Source organism: Nonomuraea sp. NPDC048892 (assembly GCF_040649735.1).
Classification (GTDB): domain Bacteria; phylum Actinomycetota; class Actinomycetes; order Streptosporangiales; family Streptosporangiaceae; genus Nonomuraea; species Nonomuraea maheshkhaliensis.
In genome coordinates this window covers 749,468-774,634 of record NZ_JBEZFZ010000005.1, presented here as the reverse complement: position 1 = coordinate 774,634, position 25,167 = coordinate 749,468, and the positions used below count along the sequence as shown (strand labels likewise).

Annotated in this window: 25 protein-coding genes and 2 pseudogenes; 11 read left to right on the top strand and 16 right to left on the bottom strand. The window is 70.1% G+C overall.

Features of this window, described 5'->3' with window-relative positions:
• Positions 1 to 71 precede the first annotated feature (71 nt).
• From AB0C28_RS20865 to AB0C28_RS20845, 5 genes are all read right to left on the bottom strand, one after another.
• Positions 72 to 1,286: an MFS transporter gene (locus tag AB0C28_RS20865; protein WP_358076457.1), complete on the bottom strand. Its 1,215-nt coding sequence runs from the start codon at positions 1,284 to 1,286 to the stop codon at positions 72 to 74.
• Entirely contained in the window at positions 1,283 to 2,371 is a 1,089-nt protein-coding gene (locus AB0C28_RS20860; RefSeq protein ID WP_358076454.1) for a SagB/ThcOx family dehydrogenase, read from the bottom strand. The genes AB0C28_RS20865 and AB0C28_RS20860 overlap by 4 nt, the downstream gene beginning before the upstream one ends.
• Before the next feature lie 349 nt (positions 2,372 to 2,720).
• Positions 2,721 to 3,956 (bottom strand): MFS transporter, encoded by a 1,236-nt coding sequence (locus tag AB0C28_RS20855; protein ID WP_358076451.1) that lies wholly within the window; start codon positions 3,954 to 3,956, stop codon positions 2,721 to 2,723.
• Between the two features lie 191 nt (positions 3,957 to 4,147).
• Positions 4,148 to 4,504 (bottom strand): hypothetical protein, encoded by a 357-nt coding sequence (locus AB0C28_RS20850; protein WP_358076448.1) that lies wholly within the window; start codon positions 4,502 to 4,504, stop codon positions 4,148 to 4,150.
• A 28-nt stretch (positions 4,505 to 4,532) separates the two neighbouring features.
• Positions 4,533 to 6,410, bottom strand: a complete 1,878-nt coding sequence (locus tag AB0C28_RS20845; RefSeq protein WP_358076445.1) for a hypothetical protein — start codon at positions 6,408 to 6,410, stop codon at positions 4,533 to 4,535.
• A 189-nt stretch (positions 6,411 to 6,599) separates the two neighbouring features.
• Here AB0C28_RS20845 and AB0C28_RS20840 point away from each other — a divergent pair.
• Both AB0C28_RS20840 and AB0C28_RS20835 read left to right on the top strand, forming a co-directional pair.
• Positions 6,600 to 6,755 (top strand): annotated as a pseudogene (locus tag AB0C28_RS20840) (nitronate monooxygenase); the annotation flags it as partial.
• A 22-nt stretch (positions 6,756 to 6,777) separates the two neighbouring features.
• Positions 6,778 to 7,397, top strand: a pseudogene (locus AB0C28_RS20835) (nitronate monooxygenase).
• Between the two features lie 54 nt (positions 7,398 to 7,451).
• On the opposite strand, the gene AB0C28_RS20830 reads toward AB0C28_RS20835, so the two are convergent.
• Positions 7,452 to 8,123: a TetR family transcriptional regulator gene (locus AB0C28_RS20830; protein ID WP_358076442.1), complete on the bottom strand. Its 672-nt coding sequence runs from the start codon at positions 8,121 to 8,123 to the stop codon at positions 7,452 to 7,454.
• 95 nt (positions 8,124 to 8,218) lie between these two features.
• Here AB0C28_RS20830 and AB0C28_RS20825 point away from each other — a divergent pair, with 95 nt between their 5' ends.
• Positions 8,219 to 9,130: an SDR family NAD(P)-dependent oxidoreductase gene (locus AB0C28_RS20825; RefSeq protein ID WP_358076440.1), complete on the top strand. Its 912-nt coding sequence runs from the start codon at positions 8,219 to 8,221 to the stop codon at positions 9,128 to 9,130.
• Between the two features lie 45 nt (positions 9,131 to 9,175).
• Here AB0C28_RS20825 and AB0C28_RS20820 read toward each other — a convergent pair whose 3' ends face one another.
• Positions 9,176 to 10,210 (bottom strand): glycoside hydrolase family 76 protein, encoded by a 1,035-nt coding sequence (locus AB0C28_RS20820; protein WP_357846716.1) that lies wholly within the window; start codon positions 10,208 to 10,210, stop codon positions 9,176 to 9,178.
• Positions 10,211 to 10,228: 18 nt separating this feature from the next.
• On the bottom strand, positions 10,229 to 11,353 hold the full coding sequence (locus tag AB0C28_RS20815) for a GntR family transcriptional regulator (RefSeq protein WP_357846718.1): 1,125 nt from the start codon (positions 11,351 to 11,353) through the stop codon (positions 10,229 to 10,231).
• Positions 11,354 to 11,497: 144 nt separating this feature from the next.
• On the opposite strand from AB0C28_RS20815, the gene AB0C28_RS20810 reads away from it, so the two are divergent.
• The 5 genes from AB0C28_RS20810 to AB0C28_RS20790 are packed head-to-tail and all read left to right on the top strand — an operon-like array spanning position 11,498 to position 17,412.
• Positions 11,498 to 12,772: a glycoside hydrolase family 125 protein gene (locus tag AB0C28_RS20810; protein WP_357846720.1), complete on the top strand. Its 1,275-nt coding sequence runs from the start codon at positions 11,498 to 11,500 to the stop codon at positions 12,770 to 12,772.
• Positions 12,769 to 13,707 (top strand): sugar ABC transporter permease, encoded by a 939-nt coding sequence (locus AB0C28_RS20805; RefSeq protein WP_358076437.1) that lies wholly within the window; start codon positions 12,769 to 12,771, stop codon positions 13,705 to 13,707. Before AB0C28_RS20810 ends, AB0C28_RS20805 begins: the two co-directional genes overlap by 4 nt.
• Positions 13,704 to 14,576 carry a carbohydrate ABC transporter permease gene (locus AB0C28_RS20800; RefSeq protein WP_357846724.1) on the top strand — a complete coding sequence of 291 codons (873 nt, stop codon included), beginning with the start codon at positions 13,704 to 13,706 and terminating at the stop codon, positions 14,574 to 14,576. The genes AB0C28_RS20805 and AB0C28_RS20800 overlap by 4 nt, the downstream gene beginning before the upstream one ends.
• A gap of 30 nt (positions 14,577 to 14,606) precedes the next feature.
• A complete protein-coding gene (locus tag AB0C28_RS20795) occupies positions 14,607 to 15,887 on the top strand; it encodes an ABC transporter substrate-binding protein (protein ID WP_357846726.1) in 1,281 nt (426 codons plus the stop codon).
• Between the two features lie 43 nt (positions 15,888 to 15,930).
• The gene (locus tag AB0C28_RS20790; protein ID WP_358076434.1) at positions 15,931 to 17,412 is read left to right on the top strand and encodes a glycoside hydrolase family 76 protein; all 1,482 of its coding nucleotides are present in this window, start codon (positions 15,931 to 15,933) and stop codon (positions 17,410 to 17,412) included.
• A gap of 59 nt (positions 17,413 to 17,471) precedes the next feature.
• Here AB0C28_RS20790 and AB0C28_RS20785 read toward each other — a convergent pair whose 3' ends face one another.
• The 8 genes from AB0C28_RS20785 to AB0C28_RS20750 form a co-directional block, all read right to left on the bottom strand.
• The gene (locus tag AB0C28_RS20785; RefSeq protein WP_357846730.1) at positions 17,472 to 17,924 is read right to left on the bottom strand and encodes a hypothetical protein; all 453 of its coding nucleotides are present in this window, start codon (positions 17,922 to 17,924) and stop codon (positions 17,472 to 17,474) included.
• Between the two features lie 90 nt (positions 17,925 to 18,014).
• A complete protein-coding gene (locus tag AB0C28_RS20780; protein ID WP_358076431.1) occupies positions 18,015 to 18,761 on the bottom strand; it encodes a hypothetical protein in 747 nt (248 codons plus the stop codon).
• 3 nt (positions 18,762 to 18,764) lie between these two features.
• Positions 18,765 to 18,959, bottom strand: a complete 195-nt coding sequence (locus AB0C28_RS20775) for a hypothetical protein (RefSeq protein WP_357846734.1) — start codon at positions 18,957 to 18,959, stop codon at positions 18,765 to 18,767.
• Positions 18,938 to 19,198 (bottom strand): hypothetical protein, encoded by a 261-nt coding sequence (locus AB0C28_RS20770; protein WP_357846736.1) that lies wholly within the window; start codon positions 19,196 to 19,198, stop codon positions 18,938 to 18,940. The genes AB0C28_RS20775 and AB0C28_RS20770 overlap by 22 nt, the downstream gene beginning before the upstream one ends.
• Positions 19,198 to 19,755 (bottom strand): hypothetical protein, encoded by a 558-nt coding sequence (locus AB0C28_RS20765; protein ID WP_358076428.1) that lies wholly within the window; start codon positions 19,753 to 19,755, stop codon positions 19,198 to 19,200. The genes AB0C28_RS20770 and AB0C28_RS20765 overlap by 1 nt, the downstream gene beginning before the upstream one ends.
• Positions 19,756 to 19,858: 103 nt before the next feature.
• On the bottom strand, positions 19,859 to 20,509 hold the full coding sequence (locus AB0C28_RS20760) for a chorismate mutase (RefSeq protein WP_358076425.1): 651 nt from the start codon (positions 20,507 to 20,509) through the stop codon (positions 19,859 to 19,861).
• Between the two features lie 41 nt (positions 20,510 to 20,550).
• Entirely contained in the window at positions 20,551 to 21,924 is a 1,374-nt protein-coding gene (locus tag AB0C28_RS20755) for an FAD-binding oxidoreductase (protein WP_358076422.1), read from the bottom strand.
• Between the two features lie 37 nt (positions 21,925 to 21,961).
• Positions 21,962 to 22,768 carry an alpha/beta hydrolase gene (locus AB0C28_RS20750; RefSeq protein WP_358076419.1) on the bottom strand — a complete coding sequence of 269 codons (807 nt, stop codon included), beginning with the start codon at positions 22,766 to 22,768 and terminating at the stop codon, positions 21,962 to 21,964.
• Positions 22,769 to 22,996: 228 nt separating this feature from the next.
• Here AB0C28_RS20750 and AB0C28_RS20745 point away from each other — a divergent pair, with 228 nt between their 5' ends.
• The 3 genes from AB0C28_RS20745 (at position 22,997) to AB0C28_RS20735 (ending at position 25,150) form a co-directional block, all read left to right on the top strand.
• On the top strand, positions 22,997 to 23,425 hold the full coding sequence (locus AB0C28_RS20745; RefSeq protein ID WP_357846746.1) for a MarR family winged helix-turn-helix transcriptional regulator: 429 nt from the start codon (positions 22,997 to 22,999) through the stop codon (positions 23,423 to 23,425).
• The gene (locus AB0C28_RS20740; protein ID WP_358076416.1) at positions 23,415 to 23,930 is read left to right on the top strand and encodes a hypothetical protein; all 516 of its coding nucleotides are present in this window, start codon (positions 23,415 to 23,417) and stop codon (positions 23,928 to 23,930) included. The genes AB0C28_RS20745 and AB0C28_RS20740 overlap by 11 nt, the downstream gene beginning before the upstream one ends.
• A gap of 125 nt (positions 23,931 to 24,055) precedes the next feature.
• Positions 24,056 to 25,150 carry a beta-eliminating lyase-related protein gene (locus tag AB0C28_RS20735; protein WP_358076413.1) on the top strand — a complete coding sequence of 365 codons (1,095 nt, stop codon included), beginning with the start codon at positions 24,056 to 24,058 and terminating at the stop codon, positions 25,148 to 25,150.
• The last annotated feature ends 17 nt before the right edge of the window (positions 25,151 to 25,167 follow it).

The window sequence follows — 25,167 nt, the reverse complement described above, 5'->3', positions numbered from 1 at the left end:
CCTTCGGCACCGCGAATATAGACAGCCGCCTTTTCGCCGATCTTTCGTGCCGCTTTCGCGAGGTCGTCAGGTCAGGAGGTTCTGGCGGAGCCGCTCGCCCGTACCCATGCCAGCGACAGACCGATCGCCAGGGCCGTTCCGATCGCTCCGGAGGCCGCGATCACCGTGGACGACGTCGCGTACTGGGCGGCGAACCCGAACATCAGGATGGCGACGCCCTGCGTGACCCGCATGGTCGTGGTGAGCAGGCCCACAGCCTGCCCGCGCATGTCGTCGGGGACGGTCTGGGTGAACTCGGCGGCGAGCGGGATCCAGAAGTACAGCGCCATTCCTGAGACCACGATCAGCGCGGTCGCGACCGCCGCCCCCGGCACGGCCGCGAACAGCACCAGCGGCAGGCAGCCGAGGGCCGACAGGACCACCACGTGCGGCGGGCGCTGGTCGGGGATCAGCAGGGGCAGCAGCCAGAGTCCGATCACGATCCCGGCGGGGGCGGCGCCCATCAGCAGGCCGGCGACGGCCGTCCCCTGGCCGAGCTGTGCCGCGTACGGCGCCGCGAGCGTCGCGGAAACGAGGCAGGCGGCGATGGGCAGGGTGAACAGCATGATCACCCGCAGCCGTGGGTGCGCGGCGATGTAGCGGGTCGCGGTGCGGAACGAACCGAGCCAGGACGGCGCGGAGGCGCCGCCGCCGGCGGTGGCCGGCCGAGCCCGCACCCCCGCCAGGATCGCCAGGCCGGACAGGACGAAGGTCGCGGCGTTGAATACGAGGACCGCCGACAGTCCGGTGATCGCGACGATCACGCCGCCGAAGGCGTACCCGACCGTGTAGGAGACGTGGTTGACCACCTGCGTGACCGCGGACCCCTTCACCAGCCGCCGGCCCGGCAGCACCACCGACATGGTGGCCAGATAGGAGCTGCTGAACGGCGAGTCCAGCAGCCGGATCAGGAAGAGCAGGACCCACAGGGCGACCAGCGGCAGCCCGGGGATCGCCATGATGAGAAGGAGGAACGCCCTGCCGAGGTCGGCGGCCACCATGACGGCGCGCCGGGGGAATCGGTCGGCCAGACCGGCCAGTAACGGGCCGCCGATGAGGTCCGGGAGCGTGGTCAGGGCGAAGGTGACGCCCATGAGCGCCTCCGACCCGGTGTCGGCGAAGACCGCGATGACCAGCGCGGCGCGAGCGACGTAGTCGCCGACGGTGGCCAGCACCCGGCTGGTGAACAGCGCGCGGAACTCACGCACGCCGAAGATCTCCGCGTAGGTGACGCGGCCGGCGGTCATGCGCCCCCGCACCTCGTCCGGGGCATGCCGATCACCGAGCAGCCCATCACCAGCTCGCCGGCGGCGTCGATGCCCAGCATGTCTTCGAGCTGCTCGTCCCTGATCGCTGCGGTGAAGGTGACGCCGAGCCCGAGCGCGGCGGACAGCAGGTAGAGGGTCTGGCTGAGGTGGCCGACATCGAGGTGGAGCATCCGGTACGTACGCGGAGTCGAGTATTTCCACATGCTGCGCGCGAGCACACAGGTATAGAACACCACGCAACCGCTGGCCGCCACCCACTCCTGGCCTCCGAGCAGCTCCACGAGGGCGTCCCCGGTGCGCGACGGCCCGACGCGTTCCAGCTCGTGGCGCCGGACGTTCAGGTGATAGAGCCCGGGAGCGAGCCCGCTGACGCGGTGCGCGTGGAGGTAGATCTCGGTGGGGTGCCGGCCTCCCCCCGAAGGGGAGGTTCTGAAGGCCGTCTGGGTGGGCTCGTCGAGTTCGACGATCCCGCCGCCCCAGCGCAGCAACGCACTGATCGCATCGAACGGCACCGGTTCCCCGCTGAATCGGCGTGAGCTGCGACGATGGGACAGCACGTCGAGGAAGCCGGAACGGGCCCACGGCGCCGTGCCGGCCTCGGCCAGCACGACGCGGTGCGGTGTCGGCATCTCCCGGCACACGGCGGGCGCCGGCTCGTCGTCGAGCCGTCGCCGCAGCCGCTCCTGTTCGAGCTCGGCCGTCATGAACGGCTGGTCGCGCAGGTTGCGGGTTTCCGCGTGGAACACGGCGGCGAGCCGGCCCCAGCGATGCCAGGCGGCCTCGCCGGCGGCCTCGACGCGGTGCCGTTCCGACTTCCAGGTGACGAGGACGTTGGCCGCACGCAGCCGCTCGACGATCGCGACCAGGAACGCGGCGTGATCATCATCGCGGGCGCACGTACGCACTTCGCTCAGTGGCCGCCAGGTGGTGAAGCACCGCAGCACGGCGTCGGCGTCCTCACCGAGGACGAACCGGCGATGAGCCAGGGTGTCGTGCCAGACCAGCTGATCGGCGTGCCACAGCAGCGCACCGCACGATGAGATCCGCAGTCGTGGGTCGTCCACGTGCAGCCCCGCCGGTCAGCCGATGTCGGGCGTGCGCTCGACCCAGCTCGTCAGGATCTCGGCGGGCGCGTATTCGTCGGCCAGCTCGATGACAGCCTCGTCCGCGGCTGATGTGTGCATCGCTTGCTCCTTCGCTTGGTCTGCCGGACTTCTTGTGGATGCGGCCGCGAAGGCCCGCACGGAGTCAGCGGGCCGCTCGCGACCTCACGTCGAGCGATTCGTCACCGTTCTTTACTGGGTTACCGGTCTTTACTGGTCCTTTCCTTTGATCGCCATTCTCGTCTCCTCCTTTCCGATTCTCGCCGGCCGATGGTGCCGGTGCGGGTTCACCAGTTCTGTCCTGGCTTTCTCATGGATTTCGCCTCCTCTCTTCGGATCGGGCGGCCGCCCATTCCCGGGCCGGGTACGTGCCGGCCATGATGCCGGCGACACCGGCCAGGGCGACCGCCGCAACGGGTCCCGTCCAGGTGGCCACCACGCCGCCGGCGAAAATGCCCAGACCTTGCACGGTGATGAGCCCGGAGGACATCACGCCCATTCCCTGGGCACGGGACGCGTCCGGAAGAATGCGTACGAACAATGCGCCCACCTGCATCTGGTAGCAGATCGAGCAGGCGCCGGAAAGCGCGAAGAGAATCGCGGACATCGTCAGTCCTGGCCACAGAACGCACAATGCCAGGGGCACGCCTGCCAGCAGGGCGAGCACCCCCACCGTTCTGTCGCGGACCGGCTCGGGAACGAATCTGCCGAAGATGAAAGCACCGATCACGCATCCGACCGGATCCGCCGCCATGATCACACCCACGGCCAGGGCGGAGCCTTCGTCCAGCGCATCAGCGTATGGAGCCGCGAGCCCTTCCGGCATCACGTAGAAGCCGGCCAGCCAGCTCAACGCGGCCAGTGACCGCAGCCGCGGATCCCGCCACACCATCGCCAGTCCGAACCCGCCCGCCAGCACCCTGGACCGTCCGCCACCTCCCGCCGCCGCAGGTCGCCGGCGCGTGCCGAACCTGACCAGCAGCGCGGACAGCACGAACGTCGCGGCGTCGACGGCCAGCCCCGTGGTGGAGCTGAGTCCTTGGGCGAGCAGTCCCCCGCCGAGGAAACCGCCGATCTGGGCGCTCTGAATGGTGATCTGCCGGATGGAAAGACCGAGCACGTAATGGTCGCCGGTCAGGACATCGGCGAGCAGGGAGAGTTGTGCCGCCTTGAACGGCCCGCTCAGCGCGGTCATCACGGCCAGCAGCGCGGCCAGCACCGGTAACGGCATTCCCGGCAGCGCCATCGCCGCGACCAGCGCCGCGCGTACGAGATCGACGACGAAGATGACCTCGCGGCGCGGATATCGATCGCCGACCCAGCTCAGCGTCATTCCGCCCACCAAGGACGGAAGGTACGTCAACGCGTACGTCAGCCCGGTCAGAGCGGCCGAGGCCGTTCGCTGGTAAACCAGGACCGCGATCGACACCCTCGCGAACTGGTCCCCCACTTGGGAGAACAACTCCGCCGACCACAATGCCCTGAACTCGGCGACCCCCAGCACCGCGCGGAACGTCGCCTTCTCCCCCGATGCAACAGCATTCACAGCGAACTCCGTCACGCCCCGGAAACGATGCCGGCGAAAGAATCTCCCTCGAAGACGGCCGGCGCCTGCCTACTGCGCACCAATCTGCCGCATCGCCCTCTCGTCCCCCTGCCGTCCCGCTGTCGTCGACATCGCGGTGGACAGAACGCGAGCACCGCGTTCGTCGCCTTTCGTCGTCTTTCGTCGCGCCGTCACCCGCTCAGAGCGATCGCGACGAAGTTGACCAGCTGAAGGAGTAACTGCACGACGGCGAGAGCGGGCCCCGCCCATTTCGCCACCGGCCATCTGACCGGGAGCACGAGAGCGGAGATGCCCGTCACCGCGCTGCCGATGAAAGCCCAGAACGCCACCGTTCCGAGCAGCCCCGCATTCGGATTGCAGTCTCTCCCCCTCTCGAAGCAGATCCCCCACGACGGGGTGATGATCATGATGAACCCGGCCAGGATGACGGTCGGAATGAGGGTGCCAAGACTGATCACCGCGGAAATTCGCCAGGCGATCCGTCGCCGTAAGACCGGGTTTTCTTGGTTCTCGGACATGTCGGCCAATCTGAAGGTCGTTTTCGGAGGCTCGCTGTCAGGAGGCGGCGGCCATGGTGAAAGGGGCGTCGGCGGGGAGGACGTAACCGAGGAGTGCTTCGCGTACCGCGCCAGGCGCGCCCTCGCAGTCGTCCCGGATGCTGGTGAATCTCTCCCTGGACGGTCCCCAGCTGCACCGATAGATGGCCTGGTACGCCTCCGAGGGGCGAGCCGTATGGATGTAGCCCTCCGTGCGACCGGCGCAGCCGGCGTCCCGGGTGACGAAGTGGTCGGTTCCGGTCAGGCAGCCGTACAAGGGCACGGTGCCCGCCGTCCGGGCGGGCTCCAGGTACCAGCTCCCCTCCCTGGCGTAGGCCGTCGTCACCGCACCCGAGGTCTCCCAGTGGTCGTCCCTGCTCGCGAACCGGGAGAACAGCACACGTGGGGACCAGAGCGCGTGGCCGAGGGTCTCGCTCGCGGTTCCGGCGCCCTCGCACGTCGGGTCGATCGAGACGTACGAGTCGCCGCCGGCCTGCCGGCAGCGGTAGAGCAGCGCGGACGGCACGTCCGGGGCGGTGGTGTGGATCCAGCCTTCCGTGTTGAGCAGGGCGTTGTCCTTGCCGCCGCAGCGGACGTCGCGGGTGATGAAATATCCCGATGTGCCCTCACGGCAGCCGTACAGAGGCGCCGTCCCGGCGTGCTTGGTGCGGTAGAGGCCCCAGATTCCGCCGTACTCCGGGTACGCGCCGGACGATTTCACCTCCGTCGTGGTGACGCGGTGGCGCCCGTCCGGGAAGCGGTGACGGATCAGCGGGACAGTGGTGGTGGCCGATCCGGCGGTACAGGTGATGAGATGCCGGACGAGTTGCATGTTCCGGAGGTTGGGCTGTTTGTCGAGGAACTGGGTGTTGTAGACGTAGAACTGCCTCCCGGCGACGGACGGGTCATCGGTGCCGACCGCAGTGACGTAGGCGTTGGTGTACTCCGGGTCCCGGAAGAGCGGAATGCGAGGAGTCCACCCGGTCAGGCCGTCCGGCGAGCTGGACATGACGATCTCCCGGTCGTCCGCCGCAGCGACCATGATGACGCCGCCCTCGGCGGCCCTGATCACGTTCGGCGCCCACGCGGACGGCATCCCCGGCTGCAGATCCCCCGCGTCGCCGCCGATGCCGGGCGAGGCCCATTCGCCCTGGTGGTATTTCCGCCACGGCGAGACCGTTCCCGACCGGGCGGCGGCGATCACCTCGCCCAGCGGCGCCCGCGCCGTGGACAGGCCCGTGACGGCCAGATTTCCGGCCACGTCGAAGGACGCGTCGGAGAAATAGACGTGCAGATAGCCGTCGATGAGCGTGAGCGAGGACGTTCCCAGGTCGATGTTGTAGCCGCGGCTCAAGGCCGCCTCCATGTCCACCCTGGGCCTGACCATGGGTCCCAGATAGGTGGTCCGCCCCGTCGCCACGTCGAACCGGCCCAGGTGGAGCTCGCCGTAGAAGCGGTCATGGGCGTATCTCTCCAGGTGGAGAACCTGGAGGACCAGGCCGCTGTCCGGATCGCGGAAAACCGGCCCGCCGCCGGCCCATTCATATCCGCCAGGAAGCTTCTCCACCGTCGTCGAACTCAGGACTCCGCCGGCGAGCGGGTCGGCCAGCGTGCCCCGTGTCACCACGTTGGCCTGCGGGCGCGTCATTGTCCCGCCGAACGGATTGACGCTCACGAAGCGATGGAACCCGCCGGAATCCGGCAGCACTCCGAGCGCGGTCTCCGGCCATCCACCCAATTGGTGCCGTTCCCGAGCCGCATTGGTGACGACCACTTCGGCCGGGCCCATCGAAACTTCCGCGCAGTTCTGCGAAGAAATGCCGGTCGATGCCGACGCCTCCCGTCCCGGCATGAACGGGAGTGAGAGCAGGCCGATGATCACGAGGGCTCGTTTCATGCCCGGCAACATACCTGACGCTCGAGAAAAAGGGCGGTGACTTTTTCGTGCTTTCCCGGCGGCAGAATGACGACAGCGTCAAGAAGTCCGCCCCGCCTAAAATGCGGCGCGGATATGGCCGGCGTTCGAGCGCCGGTAATATCCTGCTGCCGGACGCGCGCACCGAAATGACGGCTCAGAGACGGGGGCATGACGACACCTTTGTGCGATCGGCTGGGGATCGCGGTGCCTGTCATCCAGGCGCCGATCGGCTCGGCGGCCACGCCCGAGCTGGCGGCGGCCGTCTCGAACGCGGGCGGTCTCGGCATGCTCGCCCTCACCTGGGTCTCGCCCGAGGAGGCCGTCCGGCGGATACGGTCTCCACACCGTGGGGTCCGTTTCCGAGGCGTCGGCGGCCGTGCGGTCCGGGGTGGATGTGGTGGTAGCGCAGGGATGGGAGGCGGGCGGGCATGTCAAGGGGCGGGTGAGCACGATGGCCTTGGTGCCCGCCGTGGTGGACGCGGTGGGCCCGGTGCCGGTGATCGCCGCCGGCGGCATCGGTGACGGACGGGGCTGGCCGCCGCGCTGGCCCTGGGCGCGCAGGCGGGGTGGCTGGGGACCCGTTTCCTGACCGCCGAGGAAGCGGCCACCCATGACACGTACCGGCAGGCTGTCTGCCGGGCGTCCGCCGACGACACCGTTCACACCACGTGCTTCGACGGCGGCTGGCCGGACGCGCCGCATCGTGTGCTCGGCAACCGCACCCTGGAGGCGTGGGAGCGGGCGGGGCGGCCGGCGGCTCCCGATCGGCCGGGAGAGGGCGAGGTCGTGGCCGTCGATGCCCAGGGGCACGCTTATCGGCGCTACGACGACATGATCCCGGTGCCCGGCATGACGGGGGAACCGGTCGCTCTGGCCATGTATGCGGGGCAGTCGGCCGGGCTCGTGCACGATCAGGCGCCGGCCGGCGAGATCGTGCGGACGGTGGCCGCCCAGGCAGGTCTGTGACGTCCAGGCGAGGTGACGTTCGGGCAGGTCCGTGACCTACGGGCGAGGTGACGTTCAGGCGCGTGGCAGCAGGCCCACGAGTGTCGCGGTGAAGGCGGAGCGGAGGGCGTCGCGCAGGTCCAGGTGGAGCATGTTGAGTGCGGGCTCCTCCGCGTAGGCGGCGAGGACGCTGGGCGGCGGCGGGACGTACGAAGACAGGGCGCCCGCCGAGACCATGGCCATCAGGCAGAACAACTGCGCGTCGTCCCCGAGCTCCGGCAGATGACGGCGCATGAGGTCGGTGATGGTCGTGAGCCGGGCGAGGGAGGCGCGTTTGTGCCGCTTGACCACCTCGACCGAGACGTTGTGCTCAAGAACGCCGCCCTGCGCGCCGAAGAGGTCGCAGAGCACCTTCCGCTCCGCCAGCGACCGGCTGAGGATCTCGGCCAGCTGACGGGCCCGCGCTTCCGGGGTCGCCTGGGCGTCGATGCCCGCGGCCAGGGCGTCCGTCATCTCGGCTTCCCAGCTCGCCAGGAAGACGTCCAGCAGTTCGAGCAGCACCGCCTCGCGTGACTCGAAGTAGCGCAGGACGTTCGACTTGGCCAGGCCCACGCGCCGGCTGAGCTCGTTGAGGCTCACCTCGGCCACCGGCAGCTCGTCGAGCATCGCCGCCGCCGTGTCCAGGATCGCCTGGCGGCGGATCTCCCGCTGCTCCTCACTACGCGCCCGCTTGAATGTCACATCCATCACCCTAGCTTAAAGACCGGCGGTCTCTTGACAGAAGACCGGCGGTCTCTTATGTTGAAGCTCGTAAGAGACCGACGGTTCTTTAGGAGGACCTCATGAGTGGCAACTGGACCGAGCAGGACATCCCCGACCAGAGCGGGCGGGTGGCGATCGTGACCGGCGCCAACACCGGGCTGGGGTTCGAGACCGCGCGGATGCTGGGCGAACGCGGGGCCACGGTGGTCCTCGCCGTACGCAACGTCGAGAAGGGCAGGCAGGCGGCCGGCCGCATCAGCGGCGACGTCGCCGTCCAGGCCCTCGACCTGACCTCGCTGGACTCGATCCGGTCCGCGGCGGCCGACCTGCGCGCCACGTACCCGCGCATCGACCTGCTCATCAACAACGCGGGCGTGATGTACACCCCGCCGCAGCGCACCGCCGACGGCTTCGAGCTGCAGTTCGGCACCAACCATCTGGGCCACTTCGCCCTGACCGGCCTGCTGCTCGACCGGCTGCTGCCCGTGCCCGGCTCCCGCGTCGTGACGGTCAGCAGCACCGGCCATCGCATCCGGGCCGCCATCCACTTCGACGACCTGCAGTGGGAGCGCTCGTACAGCCGCGTCGGCGCCTACGGTCAGTCCAAGCTCGCCAACCTGCTGTTCACGTACGAGCTGCAGCGCCGGCTCGCCCCGTACGGCACCACGATCGCGGTGGCGGCGCATCCCGGCGTGTCCAACACCGAACTCGCCCGCAACACGCCCGCCCCGCTCCGCCTGCCCATCACCTGGCTCGCGCCGCTGCTCACCCAGGACGCCGACATGGGCGCCCTGCCCACCCTGCGCGCCGCCACCGACCCGGCCGTCACGGGCGGCCAGTACTACGGCCCCGGCAACCGGGGGGAGATCAGCGGCTACCCGAAACCGGTCACCTCCAGCCCCGCCTCCCACGACCAGGCCGTCCAGCAGCGCCTGTGGACGGTGTCCGAGGAGCTGACCGGGGTGACGTTCTCGGCGCCGGCAGCGCAGTGAAAGCCCTCATGAGATCCCAGTCTCGGCAGGGCGCCGGTGGGGCCGTCAGCCGGTGGTGAGGGCGGCGCAGGCTTCGGTGGCCATCACCGCGCTGAGCTGGGCCGAGAGTGAGACCTTCGGGCCCGGCGGGTGGTTCCAGTTCTGGCCGGCCAGCAGCAGGCCGTCCCGCAGGGACGACTTCCACAGCCGTTCTGTGCTGTCCAGCAGGAAGTCCCGGACCTCCGGCACGTCCTGGACCTCCAGCAGGCGGTGGGCGTACCGGTAGTAGATGCCCTTGAACAGGCCCTCGTCGCCGCCGTCGCCCTCGTGGGCGAAGACGCCGTCCGAGCTCAGCTCCGTGATGGCCGTGCGGGCCGTACGGGTGGCGCGGGACAGGTAGCCGTCCCGGTCGAGCGCCTGGGCGAGCTCGACGCAGGCACCGACGTACAAGCCCTGGTTGTACGTGAAGCGCCACTGCACGTCGATGGCGTGGTCCTCCTGGCGGTTGACGCCGTCCTCGACGAAGCCGTCCGGCCGCACCAGCGCGCCCTCCAGCCAGTCCATCGTCCTGACCGCCCACTCCAGGTAGCGGGGGTCGCCGGTGACGCGGTGGAGGCGGGCCGACAGGATGACGAAGGGGCCGTTGGCCGGGGTGTTCTTGTAGTACGGCTGCTGGACGCGCCAGGCGATGCCGCCGCCCTCGTGGTCGTTCCAGCCGTCGTCGAGCACGTGCTGCCAGATCACGATGGCGTCCTGGCGCAGGTCGGCGGAGCCGGTGGCCTCGGCCAGGCGCAGGGTCGCAAGTGCCAGCCAGAGCATGTCGTCGAAGTAGTCGTTGAAGAGCCGGCCGCCGTTGCGCCGGCGGATGCCCGCCAGGATCGCCGCGGCCTGGTCGAGCCGGGCCGGGTCGCCGGTCCGCCGGTGGGCGTCGATGCGCACGTCCATGGCGTGCGCGAGCCACCAGTAGTTGAAGGTGTCGTTGTCGCCGGGCTCCAGCGGGTGCCAGTTGTCGAACAGCTGGTCACCGGGGGCGGCGAAGTAGTGGTCGAGGCTGCGCTGAGTCAGGTCGGCGCGGTCGTTCCAGAGGTCGGGCAGCGACAAGGGTGGGTCCTCCGTGGATCAGCTGGTCTCGGGGTCGACGATCGAGAACGGGACGATGGAGCGTGGCGGCACCGGCTCGCCGCGCATCTGAGCCAGCAGCAGGTCCACCGCCTGCCGGCCCATCTCCCGCTGCCCCTGCCGCACGTGCAGAAAGCCCGGCCCGGCGACCGGGTCGAGGGGCGAGTCGAAGCAGGCGATGAGCGGGCGCGGCTCCGTGCCGGAGATGGCCCGGCCCATGACCCGCGCCAGGTTGTACTCGCACACCACGAACGCGGTCACCTCGGGCTCGCGGGCCTGGAAGGCGCGGATGCGTTCGACGTCGGCCTGCACGTTGTCGGGAGTGAACGCGCCCGGCAGCGTGCTGGACAGATCGGTCAGCTGGTGCACGAAGTCGAGGGACAGGCCGCGCCCGGTGAAGGCGGCGCGGAAGCCCTCCAGCCGCTCCTCGATGCTGGAGGTGTTCTCCGGCGGCGGGGAGACGAACGCGATGTGCCGGTGCCCCTGGTCGAGCAGGCGCTCGGTCAACGCGCGCGCGGCGGCGACGTTGTCGGTGTGCACGGCGCACACCTGGATCCCGGCCAGATAGCGGTCCACGAGGACGAGCGGGAAGCCGTCGAGGATCGTGCGGAGCAGGCCCGCGTTGTAGTACTCGCCGTGCACGGGGAAGACGATCAGGCCCTCGGCGAGCCCGGCGTCGACCATCGACTCGATGGCCTTCTCCTCCTCTTCCTGGCTGCCGCGGGTCCGCTTGATCACCAGGGTGATGCCGCGCTCGGCGCAGCGCTCCTCGACCGCGCAGAGCAGCTCCAGCCCGTACGCCTCGGACGCGTCCGGATAGATCATCGCGATCGTGCCGGGCACCCGCTCGCCCTCAGCCGCCGCACGGACCGGCGAGAGCGCCAGGGAGTCGAGGTCGGGCAGCTCCGCGGCCACGAACGAGCCCTTGCCGCGGACCCGGTGCACGACGCCGGCCTGTCGGAGGATCTCCAGCGCCTTCTTCGAGGTGATCCGGCTGACCTCGAACCGCTCGGCCAGCTCCATCTCCGAGGGGACGCGGTCGCCGGGGGTCAGCGCTCCACGCCGGACCTCGTCCAGGAGGTAATCAATGATCCGCTCGTACAGGAGCGGGCCTCTCGCAGCCACTCTTCCCCTTCATAGCTTGGTATGTCAGCACGTCTAGGTATATATCATCTCATAAATTGAACCATCGAAACATATTGACTTATGCCAACTTGGTTCCTACGTTTCCCTCAGATGACATCTCGCGCACCTCATGAAGGGAAACGCGTGAACGCTGTCCCAACTGTGCTGCACGACGTGGCCGACCGCGTACGAACACTGCTGACGCCCCGGTTCCCCGAGGCCGCCGCGATGTTCGAGCAGTGCTTCCTCAACACGCTGGAGACCACGGTCAGGCGGCTGCCGGACGGGACCACGTTCGTGCTGACCGGCGACATCCCGGCGATGTGGCTGCGCGACTCCGCGGCCCAGATCGAGCCGTACGTCCGCCACGCCGCCGCCGACGACGACCTGCGGGCCATGGTCCGCGGGGTGATCCGGCGCCACGCCCGGTATGTCGCCCTGGACCCGTACGCGAACGCGTTCAACGAGGGCCCCGACGGCATGGGCCACCAGGACGACCGGACCGAACTCACGCCCTGGGTCTGGGAGCGCAAGTGGGAGCTGGACTCCCTGTGTCATCCGCTGCGGTTGCTGCACCTCTACTGGACGGTCACCGGCGACGCCGAGGTGTTCGACGAGGCCGTGCACCGCATGCTCACCGTCGCGGTCGCGACCATGCGCGCCGAGCAGCACCCGGAGTCGTCGCCGTACCGCTTCGTCCGCCCGAACCCCCAGCAGCCCACGGACACGCTGGTCAACGAGGGGCGCGGCCCCGAGTGCGGGTACACCGGCATGGTCCGCTCGGCGTTCCGGCCCAGCGACGACGCCTGCACCTACGGCTTCCTCGTCCCGTCCAACATGTTCGCGGTCGTCGTGCTCGGCCACGTGGCCGCGTTCGCCCGCGACTTCTACGCGGACGCGGCCCTGGCCGACGACGCCGCCGCGCTGCGCGCCGAGATCGAGGAGGGCATCGGCCGGTACGCGGTCGTCGACCATCCCGAGCACGGGCCCGTCTACGCGTACGAGACCGACGGCCTCGGCAACCACCTGCTCATGGACGACGCCAACGTCCCGAGCCTGCTGTCCATCCCGTACCTGGGCTACCGCCCGGCCACGGACCCCACGTACCGCAACACCCGGGCCTTCGTCCTCAGCCCGGGCAACCCGCACTACAGCTCGGGCAAGCACGCCCGCGGCGTGGGGAGCCCGCACACGGCGCCCGGCCACATCTGGCCGATGTCGCTGACCATGCAGGGCCTCACCAGCACCGACCCGGCCGAGCAGGCGGAGCTGCTGGACATGCTCGCCGCCACCACGGCCGGCACCGGATACATCCACGAGAGCCTGGACCCCGACGACCCCGGCGTCTTCACCCGCCCCTGGTTCGGCTGGGCCAACAGCCTGTACGCGCAGTTCGCCATGGAGGTGGCGCTGACATGACCCAGACGCTCGCCGGCCCGCCCGCGGTCGGCCGGGCCTCCCCCGGCCACGCGAAGCAGCGGCGGTCCCGGATGTCCCGGCATCAGGCGCGGGCCGGGGTGCTGTTCGCCACGCCGCCGATGGTGCTGTTCGTCATCTTCACCGTGCTGCCCGTGGCCGGCGCGCTCGGCTTGAGCTTCACCACGTACGACGTCTTCACGCCGCCGCAGTGGGCCGGCCTGCAGAACTACGCCAGGCTGCTCGAAGACACCACCTTCTTCACCACGCTGAAGAACATCCTGCTCTACTGCGCGATGTTCGTGCCGCTGATGATCGCCGGCTCGCTGCTCCTCGCGGTGGCGCTCAACAGCAGGCTGCCGGCGATGAGCGTCTTCAGGACCATCTACTACATCCCCGTGGTGACCTCGCCGGTGGCCGCCGCGACGGTGTGGACCTGGATGCTCAACAGCCACTACGGGCCGATCAACGAGATCCTCGGCTTCTTCGGCATCCCGGGCCCGGCGTGGGTGGGCGACAGCAGCACGGCCATGGTGTCGATCGTGCTGGTCACGCTCTGGCAGGGGGTCGGCTCCAACATGCTGATCTATCTGGCGGGCCTGCAGAACATCCCCACGCACCTGTACGAGGCCGCCGCCCTGGACGGGGCCGGGCGCTGGGCCACGTTCGTCCACGTCACCTGGCCACAGCTGCGGCTGACCACGCTGTTCGTCACGACCCTGTCGCTGATCGGCGCCTTTCAGCTCTTCGACCAGGCATACGTGATGACCAAGGGCGGTCCCAGCAACTCGACGCTGACGCCCGTCTACCAGATCTACGAGACCGCCTTCAACCGGCTGCAGATGGGCTACGCCTCGGCGCAGGCGTTCACGCTCTTCCTCATCATCGTGGCGGTCACCGTGATCAACATGCGGATCAACCGGAGTGACGAGACATGACCATGGCCAGGCGGATCAGGATCGCCCTGTTCTACGGCGTGCTCACGGTCGTCGGGCTGTTCATGCTGCTGCCGTTCCTGTGGTCGCTCAGCACGTCGCTCAAGCCCGACGACGAGATCATCGCCCTGCCGATCAAGTGGCTGCCGAGCTCGATCACCTTCGAGCACTACTGGTCGGCGTTCACCACCGTGCCGTTCGCCCGGCACTTCGCCAACTCGATGCTGCTGGCCGTGGCGGGAGTCGTCACCAACCTGATGCTCGGGGCGCTGGCCGGGTACGCCTTCGCGCGACTGCCGTTCCGGGGCAGCCGGGTGCTGTTCCGGCTGCTGCTGGGCTCGATGATGGTGCCGGCCGTGGTGACGCTCGTGCCGTCGTTCGTCATCGTCCGCAGCATGCCGCTGGCCGGCGGCAACGACCTCATGGGGCAGGGCGGCGTCGGGCTGCTGAACACGTACTGGGCGGTCATCCTGCCGGGCGCGGTCGGCGCGTTCTCCGTGTTCATGATGCGGCAGTTCTTCCTCGCCCTGCCGAAGGACCTCGGCGAGGCGGCCCGGGTGGACGGCTGCCCCGAGTTCCGCATCTTCTGGAAGATCTACCTGCCCCTGTGCCGTCCCGCCCTGGCCACGCTCGCGGTGTTCACCTTCGTCGCGGGCTGGAACGGCTTCCTCTGGCCGCTGATCGTGCTCAACGACCCCGACATGAACACCATCCAGATGAGCCTGGCCGCCTTCTCCTTCAACAAGCAGACCGACTACGGGCCGCTCATGGCCGGATCCATCGTCGCCATGGCGCCCACCCTGCTGCTGTTCGCCTTCGCACAGCGCTACCTCACCCGGGGACTGGCCTTCACCGGCTCCGGTCTCCAATGACATGTCTTCACGAAAGGAAGTGAGCCGCCGATGCACGCGACCCTGACCAGGCGGCTGGCAGCCGCCGCCCTCGCCGTCGCCACGGTGATCACCACTGGTTGCGCCTCCTCCGGTTCGTCCTCCTCGTCCTCCTCGGGCGACGTGGTGCGGCTGAAGTTCTGGGGCGACTGGTCCGGAGAGGGCGAGCAGCAGTTCAGGACGATGACCGCGGCCTTCAACAAGACCCACCCCAACATTCAGGTCGAGTACGTCGTCCAGGAGGACATGCTCACCAAGTTCCTCACCGCCTCCACCTCAGGCCAGGCCCCCGACGTCATGTTCTGGGACCGCTGGCGGACCGCGAGCTACGCGCCCAAGAACGTGCTGGAGCCGCTCGACGAGCGGCTCAAGAAGGACAACATCCCGTCGGACCGCTTCTACGGCGAGGCCGTGCGCGAGCTCACCCACGACGGCAAGCTGTACGGGCTGCCGCTCACGGTGGACGCCCGCGCCCTGTTCTACAACAAGGCCCACCTCAAGGAGGCCGGCGTAGAACCGCCGAAGACCTGGGCCGAACTGGAGCAGGCCGCGGTGAAGCTGACCAAGCGCGACGGCGGCAAGCTCGTCCGGGCCGGACTGTCCATGGACGACGCGGGCCTGTTCAGCATGTACCTGGCCCAGGCCGGCGGCCAGATGGTCACCGACGACTGCTCGCGCACCGCCTTCAACAGCCCGCAGGGCCTGCAGACGCTCGACCTGTGGAGCCGGATGATCAAGGAGGGCGTCTACCAGAGCGGCTTCGAGAAGGGCCTCGGCGAGGGCACCGACGCGTTCGCCACCGGCAAGGTCTCCATGATCCTCACCGGGCCCTGGAACATCACCACGTACAAGAAGTACGGCAAGGACCTGGACTTCGGCATCGTACCGCCGCCGAGCGGGCCACAGGGCGGCAACGCCAGCCTCATGGGCGGCTTCGGCCTGGTGATCCCGCGCGCCGCCAAGCAGAAGGACGCCTCCTGGGAGTTCGTCAAGTGGTGGACGGCCGAGAAGGACAACTCCATGTTGTGGGCCAAGACCAGCCTGAACATCCCCGGCAACGTCCAGGCCTCGGAGGATCCGTTCTTCTCCGGCGACCCGTTCTGGAAGCCGATCCTCGACACGCTGAAGTTCGCCAAGACCCGCCCCGCCTGCGCCGGCTACGCGCCGATGGAGGAGGAGGCGGTCATCCCGAACCTGCAGCTCTTCCTGGAGGGCAAGGCCGACGCGCAGAAGGCCCTCACCCAGGCGCAGCAGCAGGGCGACCGGGTGCTGAAGGACAACAACCTCAACTAGGGAAGCGCAGATGAGATTACGCGTCGCCGCTGCCGGTGTTCTGTTGTCGGCAGTCTTCATCCAGCCCGTCCAGCCGGCCCACGCCGCCGTTCCCGAAGCGGGCCGCCACCCGGCCCACGTCCCCGCCGATGCCGACGCCGCCATGTCGGCGTTCGTCGCGACCTTCTGGGACCCGGCGAAGAAGTACTTCTACACCAACAGCGACCGGCAGATCCGCGAGCACGCGCACGGCCCCGAGAACGGCCTCTACACCGACTTCTGGTGGGAGGCCCAGCTGTGGGAGCTGGTGATGGACGCCTACGAGCGCACCGGCAACGGCACGTACCGCAGGATGATCGACGACGTGTACGCCGGCTTCGTCGCCTACTACCCGACGTTCGAGAACGACTTCAACGACGACCTGGGCTGGTGGGCGCTGGCCAGTGCGCGGGCGTACGAGATCACGCGTAACACCACGTACCTGGACCGGTCGTGGTCGTTGTTCGACCGTATCTGGGCCGAGCAGGACTCCACGTACGGCGGCGGCATCTGGTGGCAGAACAACACGCGCAACCAGAAGAACGTGGCCACCAACGCCCCGGCCGTGCTCACCGCCACCAAGCTCTACGCCGCCACCGGCGACGCGAGCTACCTCACCCGGGCGCGGAGCCTGTTCGACTGGATCAAGGCGAACCTCCAGGAGTCGGGGCACGTCTACGACCACCTGGAGGGCTCCGGCACCCTGGTCAAATGGGACTTCACCTACAACTTCGGGACCTACATCAGCGCCGCCGCCGCGCTGTACAAGGCCACCGGAACGGCCTCCTACCTGGCCGACGCCCGCGCGGCGGCCGACTGGGCCACGGCCAACCTGACCAACGGCGGCACGCTGCTGCACGAGGGCGTCAATGACGGCGGCGGCTTCAAGGCCCGGCTGATCCGCGGGCTCAACACGCTGGTCACCGAGCACGGGCAGCGCCAGTACCTGCCGTTCCTGCAGCGCAACGCCACCCAGGCGTGGCAGCACCGCCGCACGTCCGACGGCCTCGTGGGCCCTGACTGGTCGGCGCCGGCTCCGAGCACGTACCTGCAGAGCCTGACCGCGGCCGCCGCCGTCAGCACGCTGCAGATCGTCCAGCCGGACGGCAACTCCGGGCTCCAGCCGGAGAACGGCGTCTACGAGGCCGAGAACGCGCGGTCGTCCGGCATCGGCTCGGAGAGCAGCCAGCCGGGCTTCAGCGGCCGTGGCTACCTGGCCGGCTGGAACAACTCCGGCCAGACGCTCACGTTCCACGTCAACGTGGCCTCCGCGGGGGCGCACCAGCTGCGCTTCCGCTACGCCGCCGGCGCGGGCGACGCCACCCGCCGGGTCCTCGTGAACGGCGCCCAGGTCACCGCCGGCCAGCCGTTCGCCTCCACCGGCGGCTGGGGTACGTGGAACACGGCCGTGCTGAGCGGCGTCAACCTCGCGCGGGGGTACAACACGATCCAGCTCGAAATGGGGTCGAACTTCCTCAACCTGGACCGGCTCGACATCACCCGATAGCACCTGGCCGCGCCCGGCCACCCGTCGCTGGCGGCCGGGCGCGGCAGCCTGGCCGGCCTTCAGACGGCATCGACCAGGTGGTGTGAGGGGCCGTAGCGGATCTTGTAGTCCGCGCAGTAGCCGAGGAGCCCGTCGACCGTGCACCGGACGGCGATGCTGACCCAACGGACGTCGGAGTCCGGCGTGTCGTTGTAGAACGTGAAACCGACCGCCGTCTCGAACCGGTCCTCGCCGCACGTGCATTCGACGAAATACTCGACCTCCGGCTCTTCGGTGAGCCAGTGCTCCTCGGCGTCGAGCATGAAGGCGGTCCGGTCGCAGTTGGCGCAGGTACGGCGCACGCAGGTCGAGGACTCGTCGGTCTCCAGGACGAAGACCTGGCCCGCGCAGTGGGCGCAACGGGCCACGACCACCTGGTGTACGGCATATCCGTTGGGATCTGCGGCGAAGTAGGCGATCAGGTCGTCGATGTCGTCTCCGGCCCATTCGTCGTTGATCTGCCTGAGTGTCACCTGAGCAAGGTAACGGGGGCTCTCCGGCGGGCGCAGTCGGATGCCGACAGATCATGGCCGTTCTCGCGAGAGGAACGGCGGGCGAGGGGGTCAGCCGGCTTCCAGGGCGGCCAGGCGGGCTCGGGCGCCGGCCAGCAGGGCGGCGGGCTCGGGGTCGTCGGGGCGCCGCTCGGCGATCTCCTCGTACAGCTCGACCCTGCGGCGGGCCAGGCCCAGCTCCACCTCGTACCGTTCGGCGTCGGTCACCCCGGCGTTCCGGTACGGGCCGGCGCCCTTGAGCAGGTTGGCGGCCTCCGTGAGCAGCCCGGCCCGCTCGGCGTCGGTCATGGCGGGGAGGCCGAACGGGAAGTCCTCGACCTCGGCGGCCGACCCCGTTTCGACAGCGGTGCCGGGGCCGGGGCCGGGGCCGGGCGGGGTCCGGAGCCAGGCGGTCAGACGGGCCTGGGCGGTGTGGGGGTCGGCGAGGTCACCGAGCTGGTGGCCGGCGCGTTCGGGGATCAGCCAGGCCATCAGCGCCGCGCGGCGGAAGACGGTCTCGGCGGCGCCGTAACGTTCGTGCGCGGCCTGCTTGCTGATCTCGCCGAGGTTCGCGCCGATCGTCTCCCAGGAGGCGCCGGCCAGCCGGTCGGCGATGACGGCGGCCCGCAGAATGCCGCGAGCCTGCTCGAACAGCCGCCAAGCAGTACCGGCGAGCTCGCCCGGCTCGCGGTGGGTGGGCCGGCTGTCGGCGGCCAGGGTGCGGTAGCTGTCAGAGGCGGCGGCGGCCTCGGAAGCGACGGCCAGGCGGGCCAGCGCGGCTCGGGAGACGGCGCTGGTCCGGATCTCATGATCGGTCATGCGTCAAGCATTGCTTGACGAACGCCCTTCGTCAAGAAAACCTTGACGACAGGTGTGGCGGGCGTGGAAGGCCGTGGCTGCCTTGGCCCGCCTGGCCAGGCTCTCATCGTCCTCAGCCCTGACGGCGACGGTGACGGCGGTGGCGGCATGGCGCTGGGCATTGTCCAGCAGGTTGGTCAGCAGCCTGCCGAGCAGCACCCGTTCGCCGGCGACGAACACCCCGGCCGCAGGTCGGTGTGGACGGGCACCCGGCCGGGCAGGCGGTGCCTGAGCTCGGAGCGGACCAGGTCGGCCAGATCGGTGCGCTCGCGCTGCGGCGACCGTTCGGCGTCCAGGCGGGCCAGGGTGAGGATGTCCTCGGCGATCGCCTGCTGGCGTTCGACGTCGTTGAGCAGGTCCTTGGCCAGGCCCGGCCAGTCGACCGCGGCCGGGTCCATCAGCGCCTCCTCCAGACGCAGCCGGGCGCCGGCGATCGGGGTGCGCAGCTGACGTACCCCGGAGGCGCGGGCAGCGCGCTGTAGGCGATCAGGTCACCGCTCGCGGCGGGGACCCACATCGCCGCGATGAGCACGCAGCGGTGGGGGAACCCGGGCACGTCGCACAGCCGCCGATCCGTGGCCGAGGATCGCCGGGGCGGCACGAACGTGGCCATCCGCGGCTGGCCACGCATCCGGGGCGTCGCCGACACCACCTGCCCGGCGCGGTCGACCAACTGCATCGCGGGCACGTTCTCCAGGTCGATGACCTCCGGCACCGGGCGGTGCGCGAACCGGTGCACGAGCTCCAGGTTCGCCGCGTACAGGCGGGCGAGCCTGCGGACCGTCGTCTCGTCGTAGCGGTGGTTGAGGATCAACGTGGACGTGATCACGCACAGCACCAGCGCCACCACGACGGCCAGCATCGTCATCCGTGCCCGGATGGACCAATGGAAGCGCCTGAGATGCGCGGCCACCCACGGCGCGAAGCGGGCGGCCCGCGGGTGGAGGTGTTCCATGGCCCCGGCCCTCCCAGCTGACCCGACTTTCCGGAACGTTCCCCTGACCAGCCAAAACAGTCAGTATGACGCTACGGGCGGGCCACGGGGCCCGAGAAGGCCGTCAGCGGCGAGCGGCCGGCCCGCCCGCACCGGTACGGCACACGGACGGGGTCGCCGCCTTGAGCGCCTGGCGGTGCAGCCGGTCCAACCGTTCCCGTGACGCCCCCGACGCGGTGGCCAGCGCCAGCTGCACCGAACACGCAACCGGCCTGTCCCGCACCCGCTCGGTGTTCTTCAGCTCGGCGAGCAGGTCCGTGGTCAGCCGGTCGAGCCGCTCGCGGATCTGGCCGAGGTCGGGGCGGGTCGTGGGCGCCTCCTGCGGATGCGCGGTCCAGCGGGCGAACAGTCCCTTCTGCACGACCTTGCTGGCGGTGATCTGGTCACGGAAGAACGCCACCGCCGCGTCCGGGTCCAGCTCCGCCGCGACGGCCTGCTTCCTGACCTGCTCCAGGACCCGCTGCTCGCGTACGGGGTCCTCGATGGGCGAGTCGGTGCCGAACTTGGAGGCCGCCACGTCGTCACCCACGCGGATGCGTTCGATGACCAGGTCCGTCAGGGGGCCGAGCCTGCCACGTGAGACGGTCGCCTCGACCGAGCTGCCGGCGCTCGCCGGGGCCACCGCGGCCGCGACCGGCGGGGCGGCCAGCCCTGTCGCCGCTCCGAACATGCCGACGATCATCGCGAAGCGCGTCATCCTTGTACGCAGGTTCATTTGCCTACCTATATTTGGATATTTTGGATATGAGGGAAGATTCACGACGGGTCCGGCAGCGGGATCGCGCGGAAGACGTGGTCCGGGTCGAAACGGCGTTTGGCCGCCAGCAGCCGCTCGGTGTTCGGGCCGTAGGCGTGCGCGATCCGTGCGACCTCGTCTTCCCCGAGCAGGTTGGGGTAACCGCCAGGCAGCGCGTCGGGGTCGAGGGCGCCGGTCAGCTCGGCGGCCCACGCGCGGTGCCCCGCCGCACGGGTGTCGCCGGGCTCCCAGAGGGCGATGATCTCGATCATGAGGTGCGGGTCGCGGTTGCCGAACGCCGTCTCCGTCACCGGTACGCGGGCCGCCGCCCCGTGCAGGCTGTGCACGGACACGGCCGAGTAGGGCGAGGTCAGGGTGGTGCCCGCGAGGCTCAGCGCGTCCCGTACCCCGGAGGTCAGTGACGGCACCCAGCGAGGACGGATCTCGACGTGCCGGCCGAAGGGGAACTGCGCGTCGATGCCCGCGAGCAGCTCGGGCATGGTGGCCGGGGCGATCTGGGAGACGAGGGGCGTGCCGAGGGCGTCGAGCCGGGCCAGCGCGCGTTCGCCCGCCGCCGCGTCGTCGCCGCTCCAGGTCGGCGAGAGGAACACCATGGGCCGGCCGTCGGGGCCCGCCAGGACGCCGAACTGCACGGTCAGCTCGTCGGTGCTCCCGGCCAGCACGTCCGGCAGCCCGGCCAGCACGGTCCCGGCCTGGCCCCACGGGAACAGCACCATGCCGGACAGCAGCGTCGGCACGGCGTGCAGGCGTATCCGCATCGAGGTGACGACACCGAAGTTCCCGCCACCGCCGCGCAGCGCCCAGAACAGCTCCGGCTCCCGTTCGCGGTCGGTGGTGACGACCGAGCCGTCGGCGAGCACCACGTCGGCGGAGAGCAGGTTGTCCAGAGCGAGCCCGAAGCGTCCGCTGAGCGGCCCGTAGCCGCCGCCGAGCGTCAGGCCCGCCATGCCCACGGAGCCGGCGGAGCCGGTCGCGGCGGTCAGGCCGAAGGGCTGGGCGGCGCGGACGACGTCGGCGGCCGTGGCCCCGCCGGACACCTCGGCGACCTTCGCCTCGGCGTCCACCGTCACCTGGCGCAGACCGGACAGGTCGATGGTCAGGCCGCCGTCGCTCAGCGACCTTCCGCCCCAGTCGTGGCCGCCGCCGCGCACGGAGAGAGGCACTCCGGCCTCCCTCGCGGCCAGCACGGCGGCCCTGGCCTCGGCCGGGTCGGCGCACCGGACGACGACACCGGGGCGGGCGGTCACGGCGCCGTTCCAGACGGCCCGGCCGGCGTCGTAGTCAGGCCCGGTGGTGGCCACGCGGCCCCTGCGGATGGCCTGGCGCAGGGTGCCGGTCAGCGGGCCGAGCCGTGGATGTGGCGTGGTGGACATGGGACCCCTATCTCGAAACATCGGGTGCGGAACGCTTTCACCGGACGCTGCGGGCCGCGTCCTCGATCACCCGGGTGACGGCGTCAGGACGGCTGACCATCACCGCGTGGGAGGCGCCGACCTCCTCGATGTGCGCGCCCGCCCGCTTGGACATGAAGCGCTGAAGGTCGGGGGCGATCGCGTGGTCCTGGCGGGTGATCAGGCTCCAGGAGGGAACGGTGCGGTACGCCTCCTCCACGCTGGCGTCGGAGACCGCCTTGGTGTTGGCGGGCCGCTGGGTGGCCGCCATGTTGGCGGCGGTGGTCCTGTCGACGTCGCCGGCGAAGGCGTCACGGAAGTGGTCCGGGTCGATGGACACCTCCGTGCCGTCCGGGACGGCGACCGAGACCAGCGGGATGGGCGTCGAGGACTTGCCGGCCAGCTCGCCCACCGTCTCACCCTTCGCGGGGATGAAACCGGCGATGTAGACCAGGGCCTTGACGTCGGGGTCGGAGACGCCGGAGTTGGTGATCACGGCGCCGCCGTAGGAGTGGCCGACCAGCACCACGGGGCCGTCGACCGTGGCCAGGTAGCTGTTGACGTAGGCCGTGTCGCTGGTGAGCCCCTGCAGCGGGTTGGCGATGGCGCGCACCGGATAGCCGTCCTCGCGCAGGCGTTCCATCACCGACGACCAGCTTGAGGAGTCCGCCCAGGCTCCGTGGACGAGCACGATGGTCGGCTTCTGGGCAGCGGCGGCGGACGCCGATCCGCTGCCGTCCGCCAGCGCCACGCTCGGCGCGGTGGCGCCGATCAGGGCGAGGGCGCCGACGGCGAGGGCGACACGACGGAGAACGCGGTTGCGCATGATGTGGCCTTTCAGGTCATAGGTGCTTCGGGCGAAGCGGCTGCGACGTTCCTGACGACAGGTGCGGTCAGGTCTCAGACCTCACCAATGAGGTAGAACGTTCGGTCCCATCATTGGGCACGCCTGACCCATTCGTCAAGACCGAACGTTCTACCTCTTGCGCTGGCTCTTCGCCGGCAAGCGGCCATCTGGTTGTGTGATGCAACCAGATGGTTGTATGGTCGAACCATGTCGGGTGATCGTGAGCTCCAGGAGGCCGTGTCCCGGTTCGTCCGGGCCTTCGGGCTCCACCAGCCGGACCAGACCCCGTGCGGGCAGCCCATCCCGACCTCGGAGGCGCACGCCCTGGGCGAGCTGGCCAGGGACGGCGCGTTGCGCCAGAGCGAATTGGCGCACCGGCTGCGACTGGAGAAGAGCACCACCAGCCGCCTGGTCACGCAGCTCATCAACCGCGGCTGGGCCGAGCGCACCCCCGCGCCGGACGACGGACGCGGCGTGCTGGTCCGGCTCACTCAGCACGGCACGAACGCCGCGGCCCGCCTGGCCGAGGCCAGGGCGAAGCGGTTCTCCGCCGTTCTGGACCATGTCCCCGAGGGCGAACGCGCCGACGTGCTGCGCGCCCTGAACATCCTGACGAAGGCCATCGATGAAACGTGAGAATCGACGGGTCCAGGCGCTCCTCGCCGCCCTCGCCCTCGTCGCCGTCGCCGCGACGGCGTACGTGCTCATCAGCACGAACGAGCAGCGAGCGGTGGCCGCCCGGCAGGCCGAGATCGCGGCCAAGGGCCGGACGGTGATGCCGTTCGACCTGGAGCGCACCACCCACCGCTTCACCAAGACCGCCACCGGCGGCGTGCAGACCGTCAGCTCCGACGACCCGGCCGACGCCGAGCAGGTGACTCTGATCCGCGAGCACCTGACCGCCGAGGCGGCGGGGTTCAGCGCGGGCGACTACGGCGATCCCGCCTCCATCCACGGCGGCGAGATGCCCGGTCTGCGGGAGCTTGAGGCGGGCCACGACCGGATCGACATCCGCTACGCGCAGGCTCCCGCCGGGGCCGAGATCACCTACACCACCTCCGACCCGGCCCTCCGCGAGGCGCTGCACGCCTGGTTCGTCGCCCAGGTCACCGACCACGGCCGGCACGCCGAGCACGGGTGACCCGGAGCCGGGCTCGCGGACGAGGGCCCCAGGCATGACGATGACCGTCGGCGGATCGTCGGTGGCCGGATCGAGGCGCTACTTTGCCGATTTTTCGGATGACCCTATCGATGAAGGAGACGTTCATGCCCGATACCAGCCCGCCGGTGCGGCGATCGCTGTTCCTGCACGCGCCCATCCGCCGGGGGCCGCGCAGAATGCTGGAGCAGATGCTGGCCCTGGTGGACGACGACACCCCGGCCGACGGGCCGCAGGGGCCCGTCGCGGTGCTGGAGCAACGGCTGGCCGAGCTGCTCGGCAAGGAGCGCGCGCTGTTCTTCCCCAGCGGCACGATGGCCCAGCAGACCGCGTTGCGGGTGCACGCCGACCGGCGCGGCCGCCGTACGTTCGCCGCCCATCCGCAGTCGCACCTGGACGTGTGGGAGGAGCAGGGCTACAACGCCGTCCACGGGCTGACGTTCCGCCGCACGGGCGACCTGCACGAGCTGATGACGGCCGCGGACCTGGCGGCCGTCGGCGAGCCGCTCGCCGCGGCCGTGTGGGAGCTGCCGCAGCGCGACCTCGGCGGCCTGCTGCCCACCTGGGGCGAGCTGGGCGAGCAGGTCGCGCTCGTGCGCGCCACCGGCGCCGCCGCGCACCTGGACGGCGCCCGGCTGTGGGAGGCCCAGACCTACTACCGGCGGCCGTTCGACGAGATCGCCGCCCTGTTCGACACCGTCTACGTCTCCCTCTACAAGAGTCTGCAGGGTGTGCGCGGCGCCGTGCTCGCCTCCGACGAGGCCACCGTGGAGGCGGCGCGGGTGTGGCGGCAGCGGCTCGGCGGCGGCATCCGCGACGCCTGGCCGCTCGCCCTGGCCGCGCTGGTCCACCTCGACACCCTGGCCGAGAAGATGCCCGCTTACCGCGAGCACGCCATCGCCATCGCGGCCGCGATCAACAAGGACGGCGCCGCCCGCGCCCACCCCGACCCGCCGCAGACCCCGCTGTTCCACATCCACCTGCCCGCCGGCCGCGCCGCCGTCGAACGGGCCGGTCAGGAACTCCTCGCCGAGCACGGCATCCAGCTCTGGGGCCGGGTACGGTCGGCGTCCGAGCCCGGCCGGTGCGCGTTCGAGGTCAGCGTCGGCGAGAACGCCATGGAGTTCACCCCCGACGAGGTGGTGAGCCTCGTCCACGACGTGCTGGCCCGCGCCGCCGAAGGGCCGGTACTGAACGCGTGACCGCCGGCCGCGCCAGC

Excerpts from the sequence above, each read along its gene's own strand:
- AB0C28_RS20865 (WP_358076457.1), bottom strand. The coding sequence starts at position 1,286 with ATGACCGCCGGCCGCGTCACCTACGCGGAGATCTTCGGCGTGCGTGAG.
- AB0C28_RS20845 (WP_358076445.1), bottom strand. The coding sequence starts at position 6,410 with ATGAAACGAGCCCTCGTGATCATCGGCCTGCTCTCACTCCCGTTCATG.
- AB0C28_RS20830 (WP_358076442.1), bottom strand. The coding sequence starts at position 8,123 with ATGGATGTGACATTCAAGCGGGCGCGTAGTGAGGAGCAGCGGGAGATC.
- AB0C28_RS20825 (WP_358076440.1), top strand. The coding sequence starts at position 8,219 with ATGAGTGGCAACTGGACCGAGCAGGACATCCCCGACCAGAGCGGGCGG.
- AB0C28_RS20805 (WP_358076437.1), top strand. The coding sequence starts at position 12,769 with ATGACCCAGACGCTCGCCGGCCCGCCCGCGGTCGGCCGGGCCTCCCCC.
- AB0C28_RS20800 (WP_357846724.1), top strand. The coding sequence starts at position 13,704 with ATGACCATGGCCAGGCGGATCAGGATCGCCCTGTTCTACGGCGTGCTC.
- AB0C28_RS20795 (WP_357846726.1), top strand. The coding sequence starts at position 14,607 with ATGCACGCGACCCTGACCAGGCGGCTGGCAGCCGCCGCCCTCGCCGTC.
- AB0C28_RS20780 (WP_358076431.1), bottom strand. The coding sequence starts at position 18,761 with ATGACCGATCATGAGATCCGGACCAGCGCCGTCTCCCGAGCCGCGCTG.
- AB0C28_RS20770 (WP_357846736.1), bottom strand. The coding sequence starts at position 19,198 with ATGGACCCGGCCGCGGTCGACTGGCCGGGCCTGGCCAAGGACCTGCTC.
- AB0C28_RS20765 (WP_358076428.1), bottom strand. The coding sequence starts at position 19,755 with ATGGAACACCTCCACCCGCGGGCCGCCCGCTTCGCGCCGTGGGTGGCC.
- AB0C28_RS20760 (WP_358076425.1), bottom strand. The coding sequence starts at position 20,509 with ATGAACCTGCGTACAAGGATGACGCGCTTCGCGATGATCGTCGGCATG.
- AB0C28_RS20755 (WP_358076422.1), bottom strand. The coding sequence starts at position 21,924 with ATGTCCACCACGCCACATCCACGGCTCGGCCCGCTGACCGGCACCCTG.
- AB0C28_RS20750 (WP_358076419.1), bottom strand. The coding sequence starts at position 22,768 with ATGCGCAACCGCGTTCTCCGTCGTGTCGCCCTCGCCGTCGGCGCCCTC.
- AB0C28_RS20745 (WP_357846746.1), top strand. The coding sequence starts at position 22,997 with ATGTCGGGTGATCGTGAGCTCCAGGAGGCCGTGTCCCGGTTCGTCCGG.
- AB0C28_RS20740 (WP_358076416.1), top strand. The coding sequence starts at position 23,415 with ATGAAACGTGAGAATCGACGGGTCCAGGCGCTCCTCGCCGCCCTCGCC.
- AB0C28_RS20735 (WP_358076413.1), top strand. The coding sequence starts at position 24,056 with ATGCCCGATACCAGCCCGCCGGTGCGGCGATCGCTGTTCCTGCACGCG.